The sequence below is a fragment of the Catelliglobosispora koreensis DSM 44566 genome, assembly GCF_000379685.1.
Taxonomy (GTDB): domain Bacteria; phylum Actinomycetota; class Actinomycetes; order Mycobacteriales; family Micromonosporaceae; genus Catelliglobosispora; species Catelliglobosispora koreensis.
On the sequence record NZ_KB903255.1, the window covers coordinates 109219 to 124004 of the forward strand.

At 65.8% G+C, this 14786-nt stretch carries 13 protein-coding genes; 10 read left to right on the top strand and 3 right to left on the bottom strand.

Annotated features, from left to right (window positions below; translation table 11 throughout):
* Nucleotides 1-783: 783 nt before the first annotated feature.
* From A3E1_RS0116440 to A3E1_RS0116450, 3 genes are read right to left on the bottom strand one after another with little or no spacing between them, the layout of a single operon-like run.
* Nucleotides 784-2286, bottom strand: a complete 1503-nt coding sequence (locus tag A3E1_RS0116440) for a glycoside hydrolase family 13 protein (RefSeq protein WP_020521885.1) — start codon at nucleotides 2284-2286, stop codon at nucleotides 784-786.
* Nucleotides 2283-4325 carry an alpha-galactosidase gene (locus A3E1_RS0116445; RefSeq protein ID WP_020521886.1) on the bottom strand — a complete coding sequence of 681 codons (2043 nt, stop codon included), beginning with the start codon at nucleotides 4323-4325 and terminating at the stop codon, nucleotides 2283-2285. The genes A3E1_RS0116440 and A3E1_RS0116445 overlap by 4 nt, the downstream gene beginning before the upstream one ends.
* Nucleotides 4326-4337: 12 nt before the next feature.
* Nucleotides 4338-4940, bottom strand: a complete 603-nt coding sequence (locus A3E1_RS0116450) for a TetR/AcrR family transcriptional regulator (protein WP_026208507.1) — start codon at nucleotides 4938-4940, stop codon at nucleotides 4338-4340.
* A gap of 57 nt (nucleotides 4941-4997) precedes the next feature.
* On the opposite strand from A3E1_RS0116450, the gene A3E1_RS0116455 reads away from it, so the two are divergent.
* The 10 genes from A3E1_RS0116455 to A3E1_RS0116500 all read left to right on the top strand — a co-directional run bounded on the left by A3E1_RS0116455 (nucleotide 4998) and on the right by A3E1_RS0116500 (nucleotide 14727).
* Nucleotides 4998-6023 carry a CapA family protein gene (locus tag A3E1_RS0116455; RefSeq protein WP_020521888.1) on the top strand — a complete coding sequence of 342 codons (1026 nt, stop codon included), beginning with the start codon at nucleotides 4998-5000 and terminating at the stop codon, nucleotides 6021-6023.
* A gap of 39 nt (nucleotides 6024-6062) precedes the next feature.
* The gene (locus A3E1_RS0116460; protein ID WP_020521889.1) at nucleotides 6063-6971 is read left to right on the top strand and encodes a proteasome assembly chaperone family protein; all 909 of its coding nucleotides are present in this window, start codon (nucleotides 6063-6065) and stop codon (nucleotides 6969-6971) included.
* Nucleotides 6972-6997: 26 nt separating this feature from the next.
* Nucleotides 6998-7843: an AEC family transporter gene (locus A3E1_RS0116465; protein WP_020521890.1), complete on the top strand. Its 846-nt coding sequence runs from the start codon at nucleotides 6998-7000 to the stop codon at nucleotides 7841-7843.
* A 47-nt stretch (nucleotides 7844-7890) separates the two neighbouring features.
* Entirely contained in the window at nucleotides 7891-9240 is a 1350-nt protein-coding gene (locus A3E1_RS40600) for a glycoside hydrolase family 6 protein (RefSeq protein WP_020521891.1), read from the top strand.
* A 116-nt stretch (nucleotides 9241-9356) separates the two neighbouring features.
* The gene (locus tag A3E1_RS0116475) at nucleotides 9357-10550 is read left to right on the top strand and encodes a chymotrypsin family serine protease (RefSeq protein ID WP_020521892.1); all 1194 of its coding nucleotides are present in this window, start codon (nucleotides 9357-9359) and stop codon (nucleotides 10548-10550) included.
* Nucleotides 10547-11239 carry a PASTA domain-containing protein gene (locus A3E1_RS0116480; RefSeq protein ID WP_020521893.1) on the top strand — a complete coding sequence of 231 codons (693 nt, stop codon included), beginning with the start codon at nucleotides 10547-10549 and terminating at the stop codon, nucleotides 11237-11239. The genes A3E1_RS0116475 and A3E1_RS0116480 overlap by 4 nt, the downstream gene beginning before the upstream one ends.
* Nucleotides 11240-11257: 18 nt before the next feature.
* The gene (locus A3E1_RS0116485) at nucleotides 11258-11959 is read left to right on the top strand and encodes a class I SAM-dependent methyltransferase (protein WP_020521894.1); all 702 of its coding nucleotides are present in this window, start codon (nucleotides 11258-11260) and stop codon (nucleotides 11957-11959) included.
* Nucleotides 11956-13077 (top strand): alkaline phosphatase family protein, encoded by a 1122-nt coding sequence (locus A3E1_RS0116490; protein ID WP_020521895.1) that lies wholly within the window; start codon nucleotides 11956-11958, stop codon nucleotides 13075-13077. Before A3E1_RS0116485 ends, A3E1_RS0116490 begins: the two co-directional genes overlap by 4 nt.
* Nucleotides 13078-13086: 9 nt before the next feature.
* The gene (gene dinB / locus A3E1_RS0116495) at nucleotides 13087-14292 is read left to right on the top strand and encodes a DNA polymerase IV (RefSeq protein ID WP_020521896.1); all 1206 of its coding nucleotides are present in this window, start codon (nucleotides 13087-13089) and stop codon (nucleotides 14290-14292) included.
* Between the two features lie 45 nt (nucleotides 14293-14337).
* Nucleotides 14338-14727, top strand: coding sequence for a DUF3040 domain-containing protein (locus A3E1_RS0116500; RefSeq protein WP_020521897.1), 390 nt, complete (start codon nucleotides 14338-14340; stop codon nucleotides 14725-14727).
* The last annotated feature ends 59 nt before the right edge of the window (nucleotides 14728-14786 follow it).

Here is a 14786-nt window from a genome sequence, read left to right on the forward strand (position 1 = left end):
ACTTGCCCTCGGGCCATCGCTTCTGGCCGACCATCGTTTCCCTGCTGACCTCGCGCACCGGCCGCCCACCCTCGCTCATCTGCCGCTGGCGTCACCTGCTTTCCTACGGCCGACTGCTTTCCTGCGGCTGACCGCTTGTCGTCGGCCGACCGTTTTCCTACGGCCGACTGCTTTCCTGCGGCCGACCGCTTTCCGGACACCTAGCTGCTTCCCGCGCTCACCCGCTTGGCACCGGCCAGCCGCATGCTGGCGTCAGCCGCTGCTCACGACCATCGCTGTTCGCCCGGCAGTCGCTTCCCGGGCGTCAGCCGCTTTCGCAGGGCCTGCGCGCCAGCTACCTAATCGTGATCCACATCCCGAATGCAGATCCACATCCGCCCAGACGTGATCAATAGGCTGTTTGATCACGTCCCACGGGATGTGGATCACTGAGATGGGCAGCGCGGCAAGCGGCGGGCGGGCAAACGGGGCGAGCAGCGGGCAAGCGGGGGCAAGCGGCAGAAAGGCAAGCGGCAGGAAGGCGAGAAGGCGGGAAGACCGCGGGAGGTGGGAGGGCGAGGAGGCGGGAAGGCGGCCAGAGGTGGGAGGGCCGCGAGAGGTGGGAGGGCGAGGAGGCAGGAAGGCCGCGGGAGGTGGGAGGGCGAGGAGGCGGGAAGGCGGCCAGAGGTGGGAAAGGCGGGCAAGCCTGAGAGCCGTCGGCGATGCGGGCCCGGACCGTGGGAAGGGAAGGAAAAGCGCGGCGGGCCGGGTGAGGGTCCGCCGCGCGGGATAGCGGTGCAGGGGCTACGGCGTGTGGAGCCAGATGGAGGTGTCGGTGGGGAGGTGTCCGTCCACGAGAGGAGTGCTCGACAACAGGACGGATTGATGTGGCGGCAGTTCCACGGGCGTGGAGCCGAAGTTCACGAGACACGTGATGTCGCCTCGCGTGAACGACAGGACGTCGGGGGTGCTGGCAAGCCACGCGAACGGTCCGCTAGGCCGGTGCCGCAAAGCGGCGCGATATAGCGACAGCATCGACGTTGGGTCAGCCGCCTGGGCCTCAGCGGTCAGCGATGCCCAGGACGCAGGCTGCGGCAGCCAAGGCTCACCTGAGGAGAACCCGAACGGCGGAGCGGTTCCTGACCACGGCAGCGGCACGCGGCAGCCGTCACGGCCGTAGTCGGTGTGACCGGAACGTTCCCAGCGCGGGTCCTGCAACAGTTCGCGCGGGAGGTCTTCGACCTCGGGCAGGCCGAGCTCCTCGCCCTGGTAGATATAGGCACAGCCGGGCAACCCCAGCAGCAGCAACGCCGCCGCCCGCGCGCGGCGGGTGCCGAGCGTCAGGTCAGATTCCCAGCCCGTCGGCGGCATGATCCAAATGTGCTCGGTGGCTGTGCGCCCGTAGCGGGTCACGTCACGGACAACGTCGTGATTGGACAGCACCCACGTCGGCGTCGCCGGGACAGCCAGCGTGACGTCGATGACTTCCCGCAAAGCGGACGCTTCCCAGGAGGCGATCAGGAACGGGAAATTGAAGGCCGTGTTGAGCTCATCTGGGCGCAGATACTTCGCGAGGGCGGATGGCTCAGACCAAAGTTCCCCGACAAAGACGGGCTCATGGGCGTACCCACTAAGGATTTTGCGCCACGAACGGTATATCTCATGCACGCCTTCCTGATCCACCCACCCACCTTCGGCATGAAGATCTTTGATCAGATGGTTGGCGACGTCGATGCGGAAGCCGTCAACGCCACGGTCGAGCCAGAATTTAAGCGTCGCCTCGAAATCGGCGCGCACATGCGGGTGCTCCCAGTTCCAGTCGGGCTGGCCGGGATCAAACATGTGCAGATACCACTGGCCGTCGGGGACCTGAGTCCAGGCGGAGCCGCCGAAGTGCGACTGCCAGTCGTTGACCGGCTCGTCGTAGAAGTGGAACAGCTCGCGTTCGGGGGAGCCCGGTCCCGCGGCGAGGGCGGCGAGGAAATCCGGATGCTGACTGGAACAGTGATTGGGAACGATGTCGACGATCACCCGAATGCCCGCCGCATGGGCGTCGGCGATGAATGATGTCGCCTCGGCCAGCGTGCCGAAGAGCGGATCGATGTCGCGATAGTTGGCCACGTCGTAGCCCGCGTCGGCCATCGGCGAGGTATACCAAGGGCTGAGCCAGATGGCATCGATGCCAAGCTCAGCGAGATAGGGCAAGCGGGAACGGATCCCGGCGATGTCTCCAATGCCATCGCCCGTTCCATCGGCGAAGCTGCGGGGGTAGATCTGGTAGATAACGGCGTTGTCGATCCAGCTCATGAGCCCACCTTACGTATCTCGAACACCATTGCCTCGGCTGGATTGAGTCTTCTTACCGGCACGCCTATGGTTTCCAGCGCCCGTCCGCCGAAAACAGCACCATCAAAATCAAGATCAGGCCCCAAAACAACCTTCAGGGTGTACTCCATGAGCGGCGCCAACCCCGCGAACCGCAACCGTATCGGGGCAGGCGATAGCGGCGTGTTCGACGGCGTTGAGGTGAGCTGGGCATAGCTGAACAACGCGTGCGCCTGATCGGCCGAGACGACTCCGATGACGACAGACGACTCATCGGCGCGGTCAGGCACCACGACCGCCCCTGTGTGCAGCAACTCCCGGGAGCGCTTGTAAAGCGTGATCCAGTCCGCGATCTCCGCGAGCTCCCTTGGCGAGCACGACGTCAGATCCCACTCCAGCCCGGCATGCCCGAAAAGCGCTGTCGCGCAACGCATCCCGAGACTGGTGACCCGGCCGGTGATGTGTGTCTTCTCCGGGCCGACGTGCGCGCCCATGAGTTCCGGCGGCAGAAGCAGGCCGGTCCACAGCTGAATCTGCTGGCGGTCAAGAGGATCGTTGGTGTCGGAGGTCCACACACGGTCGGTGTGTTCGAGGACGCCGAAGTCGATCCGTGCTCCGCCTGACGAGCAAGACTCGATCTCCAGATGCGGATGGCGTTGCTTCAGCGCGGCGAAAAGCTGGTACACCGCAAGGGTTTGGTCGTGCACTTGCGGCGCCTCGATGAGGTCGCGATTGTGGTCCCACTTGATGAAGTCCACCGTCGCCTCGGTGACCATGACGGACAGCCGGTCGAGAAGGTAGGCGAAAACGCTGGGGTTCGCGAGATCGAGGGTGTGCTGCTGGCGAAACTCATACGGCAGGCGGCCCGGATCGGCGAGCACCCAATCGGGGTGTGCGCGATAGAGGTCGGAGTTGGGGTTCACCATTTCCGGCTCGAACCACAGGCCGAATTGCATCCCGCGCTCGTGGACGTGATCCGCGAGGGGTTTGAGTCCGTCAGGCCAGACGGTCTCGTCAGCGAACCAGTCCCCAAGACCCGCGTGGTCGTCTCGCCGGTACCGGAACCAGCCGTCATCGAGCACGAACCGTTCCACGCCAACGTCAGCGGCCTGGTCCGCGAGCGCTTTGAGCTTGCCGAGGTCGTGGTTGAAGTAGACGGCTTCCCACGTGTTCAGCACGACTGGCCGGGGCTTGCGGGGATGCTGCGGCCGCGAGCGCAGATAGCGATGGAAGCGGCCTCTAATGCCGTCCAGTCCCGTGTCGCTCCAAGCGAAGTAGGCCCAAGGGCTCGTGTATGACTGTCCGGGCCGCAACGTCACCTCACCCGGGTGCAGCAGTTCGCCGCCGCCGATGACCGCCGTCGCGTCAGGAAGCCGTTCGGCGAGGTGCTCGTGGTTCCCGCTCCATCCGATGTGGACGGCCCAGACCTGGCCGGCGCGATGGCTAAATCCTGGTGTGCCCACGGCGAGCACGGTCGCCGCGTCGTGACCGGTGCGGCCGCGGCGATTCTCCCTGGCGTGCGTGCCGAAGGCGAACGCAAGCCGTTGCGGGACACGCTCCAGCGCCCAGCGCCCGGTGAAGTCGAGGATCTCCTGTGCCTCGTCTGGCACGGGAAGCAGACACCTTAGGTCGCTAATGTTCCAAGCGGAGCTGTCCGTGTTCGTTGCCGTGTAACGAATCCTGAGCACACCCTCCGGCGTCAGCACGTACTCGCCCACGACCTCGATGCCAGCATCGCTGGCCTTGACGGTCAGTGTGGTGGCGGTGAACGTGGGCGGTTCGGTCAGGCGCAGGCGCACATGCGGGAACGGCCCGGCCACGATGCCGGGGCGGCCCTGCCAGCCGTCGTGTTGCCCTGCGAGCAAAGGCAGGGCGCTGGAACCGTAATCGGCCGCGGTCGCCGAGCCCGGGTCGGCGCCCCAGTGCACGATGCGAGGGAGAGTGTCGTCATTGGACAGTGCGAAGACTAGCGCCGCCCCGTCCGCCGCCAATGTGTGAATCTGTTGGATCGTGTCGGGCACCGTGGGAGTCTGTCACAACAGGTCCTCGGGATCCAGGCCCACTTCGCGGGCTGCTCCCAGCCGCATCCAGTCAGATGCGAGTTTCCGTGAGATGACCTTGTCGTGCACCATGAGCTGGACCGCGAGCCCGTCGATGAGGCAGTTGATCCGCCAGGCGGCGCCCTCGGGGTCCTCGCACTTGAACGATCCGTCCTCGACACCGGCCGTGATGACCTCGATCAGGGCTTCTTTCCAGTGCAGATCCATCCGCCGCGAGACCTTCTCCAGCTCGGGCACGCGCAGTGACTCTGACCAGCCGTCGATCCACATCAGCCAGGACGTCGAACGCCCTTGCGGGGCAAGGAGTTTCAGCAGTTTGCGCAGCTTCTCCAGCGGGGTGCCCTTGGTGGACCGGACAGCGTCGAGCTTGGCGAGATCCTGCTCGGCGGCGTAGCTGAAAGCCTTGGTGAGCAACGCGTTCTTCGTGTTGAAGTGGTAGAAGACCAGCGCCTGGCTAACCCCGGCCGCCTTGGCGACATCGGCCGTGCGGGTGTTGGCGAAGCCCTTGTCCAGGATCACCTGGACCGCCGTGCGCAGCAGGTCATCGAGGCGCACCTGGGCGGATCGTCTGGTCACCGCGATACGTTAACCCAGTTTCAAGGCACTGTGTCGACTGGCCTAAAGTGGACAAACATGCGGTTAGGCCTGTTTATCCTGCCAATTCTGGTAGCGGGCTGTGCGGCGGTAGAGCCCGTCGCGGCACCTTCGACTTCGCTATCTCCAACGCCGCCGCGCGACATCACCGTGGCCATCGCCGGTGACGTCCACTTCGCGGACCGCACGCTGTCGTTACTGGAGCGTCCGGAGACCGCGTTCGGGAAGATCGCACCCGTACTCGCGCGGGCTGACCTCGCGATCGTGAACCTTGAGACGGCGGTGACCGAGCGGGGTACGCCGGAGCCGAAAGAGTTCCTGTTCCGGGCGCCAGCGTCAGCCTTCGCGGCGGTGAAGGCGGCCGGTGTGGACGCGGTGTCGATCGCCAACAACCATGCTCTCGATTACGGCAGAGTCGGCTTGGCGGACACTCTCGACGCGGCTCGCGCGGCCGGCATCCCGGCCCTTGGCGGTGGAGAAGCCGCCGACGCGTACCGCCCCTGGATTTACACCGTCGAGAACACCAAGATCGCCGTTGTCGCCTTGACCCATGTCAACGAGCTGTGGGAGTCGTGGAAAGCGACGGACAGCCGCCCGGGCCTGGCCATGCTGCGTGACGAACAGCGCGCCTTGGCCGCGGTGCGCTCAGCTCGCAGCCAGGCCGATGTGGTGATTGTGGCCGTGCACTGGGGTCCTGAGTACCAGGAGTGCCCCAACGGCGAGCTGAAGCGCCTGGCTAGCGCACTCATCGAGGCTGGTGCTGACGTCATCGCCGGGGGACACCAGCACCTGCTGCTGGGAGCCGGATGGCAAGGGCAGTCATATGTGGCCTACGGACTGGGCAACTTTCTCTGGTGGCGCAATGACGCGATGAGCAATGACACCGGTGTGCTGTGGGTCACGATCCGGGCGGGGAAAGTCAAAACCGCAGGCCTGGTCCCGGCTTACATCGATCGCGTTACCGGACAGCCTTATCCCGTTGGCGGACAGAACGCGGCACGCATCCTCAATGACCAGAATCGGCTGCGCACCTGTGCGGGATTGACGGAATTTCCTGCCCCATAGCCTTGTTGGCCCGGAAGACGTATCGGTGAGGAGACTTCCGTGCTTGACCCGCGTGGGCTTTACGAACTAGCGACAGACCTCCCTGACCTGGGAAGGCCGGTGTTGCTGCACGCGCTGACCGGGTTCATCGACGCCGGCGCGGCCGGCCGGCTGGCGCGCGAGCACCTGCTGCAGACCCTGGACGCCCGCGTGATCGCGACGTTCGACATCGATCAGCTTTACGACTACCGCTCACGGCGGCCGCTGATGCACTTCGCGGCTGACCACTGGGAGAGCTACGACGAGCCCAAGCTGGAGCTGCACGCGGTCGACGACGACTCAGGCACGCCCTTCCTCCTGCTGACCGGCCCTGAGCCCGACCTGCAATGGGAACGGTTCGTCGCGGCGGTGACGGCCATCATCAGGGACTTGAACGTCAGGCTGACGGTCGGCATTCACGCCATCCCCATGTCTGTGCCACACACCCGTCCCTCGGGCATTACCGCGCACGGGACCAACCCCGGCCTGATCCAGGGCTATGAGCCGTGGATCGCCAACGTTCAGGTGCCGGGCAGCATCACCAATCTGCTTGAGTTCCGCCTGGGCCAAAATGGCCACGACGCGATCGGCTTCGCCGCGCATGTGCCGCATTACCTGGCCGAAAGCGAATACCCGCAGGCCGCCGAGCTGCTCGTGACCTCGGTGTCGCGGGCGACCGGGCTCCTGCTTCCGGTCTCGGATCTGTCCGACGCGGCGGAGCGAGTGCGCGAAGAGGTCGACCGTCAGCTGACCAACAACCAGCAGGCCTCGGCGGTGGTGCACGCGCTTGAGGAGCAATACGACGCGTTCATGCGGGGGCGCGGGAGCAATTTACTGACCGACTCGGCGCCGTTGCCGACGGCTGATGAGCTGGGAGCTGAGCTAGAGCGATTTCTCGCTGAGCATCAGCGCCGTGATAATGGCGAGTGATCTCTGCTTTTGCTCCACTTTGGATAGTGACCCTGGCCGGGTGGGCTTGTGCCCGGTTCGGGGTTCTTAGTCCGACTCTGCAGCAGGGACTCGGCGAATTCGCCTTCACGATCGCCATTCCGGCCGTCGTCTTCACCACGATCGTGCGTCTCGATGACGTGCCCGTCATCCCGCTGGCAGCTTTCGCGGTCAGCACCGTGGTCGTCGGCGTGCTCGTTTACCTCCTCTCGCCCGCGCGCACCCATGGCGAAAAGGTCATCAACTCCATGGCCGGTGCCTACGTCAATTCCGGAAATCTCGGGATTCCGCTGGCTATCTACGTTTTGGGAGACGCGTCCCTCGTCGTCATCGTGGTGGCGTTCCAGACGGTTATCGTGACGCCGCTGATCGTGGGACTGCTCGACGCGGCACCGAAACGCTTGTGGTCGTTGCCGTTGCGCGTGCCGGTAGTTCTCGCCTCGCTCGCCGGGGTGCTGGTGTTGGCCACGGGCGTCACCCTGCCCGAGGTGATGACCCGGCCCCTGGACATCATCGGCGGGGCGGCGGCACCGGCCGCCTTGTTCGCCTTGGGCATGTCGCTGCACGCGGCGGAGAAGCCGAACCTGGCAAACCCTTCGCTCTGGCTAGCCACTTCGGCGAAAGTCGTCGCGCAGCCGCTCATCGCCTTCGCCGCCGCCAAGTTCTTGTTCGGCCTCAACGGCTTGGATCTGCTCGCGGTCACCCTGTTCGCCGGGCTGCCCACGGCCCAGAACACCTTCGTCTACGCGAGCCAGTACAAGGTGCCCAATGGGCTGAGCCGCGACGCTGTGCTGGTCACGAGTGTCCTTTCCCTACTGTCGCTTTCGGTCATTCTTGGTATGATCGGCAGCTGAGCCGGGCGCGCGACGTTGCTTTTACCGCAACGTCTCTAGGAGCCTGTGTGTTCAAACGCATCGCCGCCGCTTCCCTAGCCCTCGCTGCCACCGGCCTAGCCAGCCTGCTCCTCATTGGTGGCCCAGCAGAGGCGGGAACTCTCAGTGGGTCGTTCTATGCCGACCCGAACAGCAAAGTGAAGCAATGGCTCGCCGCCAACCCGAACGACTCCCGTGCCGCACTGATCGCGGCCCGGATCGGCAGCCAGCCACAGGGCAAGTGGTTCGCCTACTACAGCCCGAGCACCGTCCAGGCCGACGTTTCGGCCTATGTCTCCGCCGCCAACGCCGCTGGCAAGATTCCGCTCCTGATTCCCTACATGGTGCCCAACCGCGACTGCGGTGGTGCCAGTGCCGGCGGAGCCCCGACCTACACCGCCTATCGCACGTGGGCGCAAAGCTTCGCTAATGGGCTCGGTTCACAGACCGTCGTGGTTATGCTGGAGCCGGACTCCCTGGCGCTGCAGACGTGTCTGTCCGCTTCGGAGAAGGCTGAGCGCAACTCGGCGCTGAGCTTCGCCATCAGCGCCATGAAGAGCAGAAACCCCAATGCCAAGGTGTACTTGGATGCCGGTCACTCAGCGTGGAATAGCGCCGGGGAAACGGCATCGCGTCTGAGTGCCGCGGGTGTGTCGAATTCGGCCGGGTTCTACACGAACCTGTCCAACTTCCGCTGGACGGCCGACGAAATCAACTTTGGGCGCAATGTGCTGAACGCCTTAGGGAACTCAGCACTGCACCAGGTTATCGACGTCAGCCGTAACGGCCGCGGTCCGCTCGGGAGCGAGTGGTGCGATCCGAGCGGGCGTGGCACCGGTGTCGCCGCGACAACCGCGACGAATGAGTCCACTGTGGACGCCTTCGTGTGGGCGAAACCGCCGGGCGAAGCGGACGGTTGTGCCGCCGCCGCGGGCACCTTCGTCCCGGATTTGGCGTATCAGCTGGCGCTCAACGGAATCGGGCCGACGTCCTCACCGACGACGTCGCCGACTTCTTCGCCTTCCCCGTCGGCCAGTGTTTCACCGTCACCGTCCGTAACCCCGTCCAACCCTGTTGGTGCGTGCACGGTCAGTTACCGGATCGACAGCCAGTGGCACAACGGATTCACCGCGACGGTCACGTTGACCAAGTCGGCTCCGGCGGTGACCGGATGGACGCTGACCTTTGGTTTCACTGGCAATCAGCAGATTACAAACGCCTGGAACGCTCAGGTGACTCAGTCGGGCACTCAGGTGACGGCCCGTGACGTTGGGTGGAACGGGACCGTGGGCACGGCCAGTTTCGGCTTCCAAGCCACATATGCCGGAACAAACGCGGTACCAGGCGGTTTCCGCCTCAACGGGATCGCGTGTAGTTGAAAATTTGCACGGTGCCGTCCAGCTATTTTGGACGGCACCGTCACGTTCCGTGCCTTGTGTGGGAACGCTACGAGACGCTAGGTTCTCTCAGGATATTTACATATCGGAGGTCCTCAATGAAGAAGGCGTCTCTCGCCGGACTGGTGATGGTCCTGACTTTCACTCCGGCGGGCGCGGCAATCGCCGCCGAGCCGCCCCTTGCCACTTGCGGTGTCAGCTCCGCCCAGGTGTCCACCTTGGATGGTGCCGACGCCGCGGCTAGTTCGCTCAACGCTTCCGTGCAGCGGCGCGTAGAGGAAGTCACTGGCCGTGCGAGCGCTGTCAAGGAACGCATCGCCGATCAGCTTCGCCGCGGTGTCATCGCAACGACCTCCGATGGAGCGAGCGTCACGGTGGTCACGACACCGGAATTCAAGCGCGACAAGGAACTGTCGGCTCCCAACGTCTACGTGGAGACAGGCTGTTTCACCGGCGCTGAACTCATCGAGGCCGACGATATCTTGTTCGCGCGCTCCTGGCACCCGGACGCAGCGAAAGCCGCCTTTAGCTATTCCTTGCGCGCCAATGACTCCCGCTATCACATCTCGTTTGACGCCCGGTATCCCGAAGCCGGTAAGGCCCTTGCTGATCTGCTCGGTAAGCGGGCCGTGATCACCCTGGCCGACAATCACCGCACCGGCCGGCTCGACGACGGGCGGCTGCACTTCGGCGGCTCCGGCATCCGTGACGGCAGTCAAAGCAGCAATACGTGCACAGCGGGCTTTATCTTTTACCGCCCCACCGACGGGCTGCGCGGCGGATTCACCGCCGGGCACTGTTTCTCCAACGGGCGGCCGATCTACTCCGGTCCCAAGTACTGGGGACACACGTTCGGCAAGAACAACTTTCCCGCGTACGACATGATCGCTGTCGCGGGAGACGCCAACGCCTACACCAACGTCATTCACACCGACTCGTGCTGCCCGGTCAAGCGGACCGTCGTCGGCAACGACCCGGCCTGGGTCGGGCAGTCGGTTTGCTTCAGCGGCATGACGACGCGGGCGATCTGCAGCATCTCGGTGACGTCGACGAACGGCACGTTCTGCGACTCCTACGGCTGCACGCCAGGGCTGATTGAGGCGATTCGCGGTGGCGGCGTCCTTTATCGCACAGGAGACTCGGGCGCACCGATCTACACCAGGTCAGGATCCAACAACGCCCTCGCCGTGGGCATGCTGATCGCGGCCGCGGGCAACAACACCATCGGCTATGGGGAGCACCTGTCGTCGATCACTTCGCACCTTGGTGTATCTCTACTGACGTGGTCATGAGAGGTTTCGCTTTTCTTGTTGCCATCGGTCTTCTGGCGTCATGCGCGCCGGCACCGGTGGCAACGCCGTCTGCGCCGTCCGTTTCACCGGCCGCGGTGTCCGACGCCGTTGTTCCGCCGTTGCTGAACCTCACACCTGAGCAGGTCGATCTCACCGCCGCCAAGGCCGGGCTGGTGCCGATCCTGCACTACGAACCGGCACTGCTGACCGAGGTCGGGCTGGTGGCCGCGGTCGACCCAGCCGTTGGCACCCGGCTGCCGAGCGGCAGCGTCGTCACGGTGACCGTCGCGGGTAACCACGGTCCGTCCCTTCAGGACTATGCGACGGCCCATCGCGAGATGTTCATCGGCATCGGGGCAGACCAGAACGGCGTCCTGATCGTCGGGGTGCACACGTCGGCAGACATGAGCAGCCTGCTTGCCAAGATCACCACGCTGGTGCACGGAAAGTCGTACCGGATTCAGCAGTGCACGCGGTCGTGGGCAGACCTACAGCGCGTTCAGCTGGAGCTGGGCCGGCGCGACTTCAGCCCTGACGCGGCGTCGCTGAGCTTCGCCACCGCGATCGATCCGCTCGCGTGCGCGGTCCGGCTGACGGCAGACCTGCCGGAGGCCGTCATCGCCACGCTGACCGCCCGTTATCAGGGCGCGCTGGTAATCCAGAAGGGATCCGGAACCCGGGGCGGGTAGTCTCGCGGCGTGGAGCGAGTGGGTGTGCAGTCACGGGCGGCCGGACCCCGGACCGCCGTCATCTGGGCGGTTTTGCGTGCTGAGCTGGCCGCTCAAGGCCGGGCCGGGCTGACCATAGTCGACGTTGGCGGGGGCACGGGCGGTTTTGCCGTCCCGCTGGCCGAAGCCGGGCATACCGTGACAGTGGTCGATCCCAGCCCCGACGCTCTGGCGGCTTTGCTCCGCCGCGCCGCCGACGCCGGCGTCGACAGCCGGGTCAAGGGATTGCAAGGCGACGCTGACTCGCTCGCCGATCTGGTGCCGGAGGACAGTGCCGATCTCGTGCTGTGTCACGCGGTGCTCGAAGTCGTTGACGATCCGGGCACGGTGGCTTCGGCGCTGGCCCGCACGTTGCGGCCCGGCGGGGCGGCCAGCGTGCTCGTGGGCAACCGCGCCGCGGCCGTGCTGTCACGGGCCATCGGCGGGCAGTTCAAGGCGGCACAGGAGCTCCTGGCGGGCGGGGGACGGCGGTTCTTCACCGCTGACGAGGCCAGTGCCTTGCTCGGCCAGGCGGGCCTGACGACCGAGAAGATCCACGGCGTACGCGTTGTGGCCGACCTGGTTCCCGGTGTCGTCGCTGACAACGACCCCGAGGCACTGACCGCGTTCGAGCTGGCGACCGCGGCGCTGGCGCCCTATCGGGACGTGGCCACGCAGCTGCACCTGCTGGCGCGCAGGTGAACTTCCCGGGCACGGTCACCGGCGACCTCGCCGCCGTGTTGCCCGGGTGCCTGACTGCTCTCGGGATGCGGGGCCTGTCCGATCCGCTGGGCATCGCGCGGGACCTCGATGGAGTAAACCGGGTGGCCGTGCTGCTCGTCGACGGCATGGGCTGGGCTCAGGTCGCCGCCATGGCGCCGGTCGCGCCGATCCTCAGTGGACTGCCACGCCGTCGCATCGAGGCGGGATTCCCTTCCACCACACCGACTTCGCTGGTGTCCCTGGCGACCGGGTCGCTGCCGGGAGCGCACGGGGTGCTGGGGTTCACGGTGCGCATACCTGGTACCAGAAAAGTGCTGAACCATGTCTTGTGGCGCGACTCGCCGCAGCCTAAAGCGTGGCAGCCGGTGGCGCCGTTGTATGTCGCGGCCTCGGCCAGTGGGATCCCCGTGACGGTGGTGAACCGGCCCGAGTATGTGGGCACGGGGCTGACGAAGGTCACGTCGCGGGGCGCGGTCTATCAGCCGGCGTCGGGAGTGGACGAAGTCGCGACCCGGATGCTCACCGCATTGCGGGACAAGCCAGGGCTGGTCTACGGCTATCACCCCGACCTGGACAAAGCCGGGCACATGTATGGCCTGGACACAGCGGAGTGGTATGTCGCGGCGTCCGATGTGGAGCGCCTGATCTACCGGCTCGTGACGGAGCTGCCGCAAGACGCGGCGCTGGTCGTCACGGCCGATCACGGTCAGCTGGACGTTCCGTCAGATCACCGCTACGACATCGACACCGACCCGGGCCTGTCCGCTGGCGTCGAGGTCTTCGCCGGAGAGCCGCGATTGCGTTACCTGCACACGACTCCCGGCGCCGCCGACGACGTCGTGGCCGCCTGGCGTGCGATCACCGGGCCAAACACGACCGTGGCCACCCGTGATGAGGTCATAGACTCCGGCTGCTTCGGGCCGTTTGACCCCAAGTTCGCCGGGCGCATCGGTGACGTGGTCGTCTTGTGCCGCAACGACTGGGCCGTGCTGGCCTCGCAACGTGAGCACGTGTCCGTCTCGGCGCTGGTGGCCATGCATGGCGGGGTCGAGCCGGACGAGCGCGAGATTCCGCTCATTGTCGTACGCGGGCAGTAGCCTGCGGACATGGCGGACGACGCGGGCTGCACGATCCTGCACGTCGACATGGATGCGTTTTACGCGTCGGTCGAGGTGCGGCGTCGTCCTGAGCTGCGCGGAAAGCCCGTGGTCGTGGGCGGGGCCGGCCCACGCGGTGTCGTCTCGTCAGCCAGTTATGAGGCACGCAAGTTCGGCATCCGCAGTGCCATGCCCGGTGCGCAGGCCAGGGCCAAGTGCCCACATGCGATCTTCCTGCCGGTCGACATGCGTGAATACGCCCAGGCCTCCCGCTCGGTCATGGCCATCTTCCGCGATGTCACGCCGCTGGTCGAGCCGTTGTCCGTGGACGAGGCCTTCCTCGATGTCGCTGGGGCACAACGGCTTTTTGGGTCACCGGCCGAGATTGGCGCCCACATCCGGCGGCGCATGACCCAAGAACTGCGGCTGACCTGCTCGATTGGCGTGGCTCCCAACAAGTTTCTCGCCAAGCTGGGCTCAACGCGCGCCAAGCCAGACGGCATGCTGGTCATCCCGGCCGCCAAGACCCTCGAATTCCTGCACCCCCTGCCGATCTCGGCACTGTGGGGCGTCGGTGAGCGGACGGCGGAGACGTTGCGCCGCTTGGGTTTGAGCACGATCGGCGATGTCGCCGCGGCCCCGATCGGCATGCTGCGTGGCGCGGTCGGCCAGGCTCTCGCGGCGCACCTGCATGAGCTGTCCTGGGCCCGGGATTCGCGTCGGGTCAGCACCGAGCGGGTGGAAAAGTCCATCGGCACGGAAACCACGTTCGACGTGGATGTAGATGACGTTTCGCGGCTGCGCCGCACCCTGCTGGCCCTAGCGCAGGAGGTCGCGGTCCGGGCGCGTTCAGCGCGCATGTCCGGGCGGACGATCGCGGTGAAGGTGCGGTTTGGCGACTTCCGCACGATCTCCCGCTCGCGGACTCTTCCCGGCCCGACGGACGTGGCGCACGAGATCTTTCAGGTCGCCTGGGAGCTGTTTGAGCCCGCCCGGGGTGGCGAGAAGATCCGCCTGGCCGGGGTCCGGCTGGAAAATCTCGTGACGACAGGCACGCGCCAGCCCGTCCTGGGCGAGCCCGAGCACAGCTGGCGGGACGCTGAGCTGGCCACAGACGCTGTGACGGCCAAGTTTGGCAAGGGCGTCGTGGGTCCGGCGAGTCTCGTGCGGCGGCGCCCGCCAGATGAGCTTTCGAACCGGCGTGCGCCCTCGTAGACTGAACGCATATCCGTCTTGTAGTTCTGCCGGGGAGGGGGTGCCGTGCCGCTATCTGAGCACGAACAGCGGTTGTTCGAGCAGATCGAACGCTCGCTGTCGGAGGACCCTAAGTTCGCCTCGGCGGTGCGCCATAGCGATCCCAAGTTCCACGCTCGGCGCCGGCTGGTGATTGCCGGTGTGGTGATCGTGCTGGGGCTTGCACTAGTCGTCTATGGGACCGTCGGCCGCAACACGTGGCTCGGCGTCGCTGGTTTCGTCGTGATGCTGGTTGCCGCTGCGCTAGGCATGCTCGCACAGAAACGCGCCGCCGCACCGGCGGCCAAGGGCCAGCTGCGTTCGGTCGGGGGCACCGCGACCCGGCGCACGCGCAAGGGCCTGGGCATCATCGATCGTTTGGAAGCTCGCTGGCGCGACCGCGGCGACTACTACTAGACGCTCAGCAAACGAAACGGGGCCGCTCCCTCAAGGGAGCGGCCCCGCCCTGCTTTCAG

Excerpts from the sequence above, each read along its gene's own strand:
- A3E1_RS0116440 (WP_020521885.1), bottom strand. The coding sequence starts at position 2,286 with ATGAGCTGGATCGACAACGCCGTTATCTACCAGATCTACCCCCGCAGC.
- A3E1_RS0116455 (WP_020521888.1), top strand. The coding sequence starts at position 4,998 with ATGCGGTTAGGCCTGTTTATCCTGCCAATTCTGGTAGCGGGCTGTGCG.
- A3E1_RS0116475 (WP_020521892.1), top strand. The coding sequence starts at position 9,357 with ATGAAGAAGGCGTCTCTCGCCGGACTGGTGATGGTCCTGACTTTCACT.
- A3E1_RS0116480 (WP_020521893.1), top strand. The coding sequence starts at position 10,547 with ATGAGAGGTTTCGCTTTTCTTGTTGCCATCGGTCTTCTGGCGTCATGC.
- dinB (WP_020521896.1), top strand. The coding sequence starts at position 13,087 with ATGGCGGACGACGCGGGCTGCACGATCCTGCACGTCGACATGGATGCG.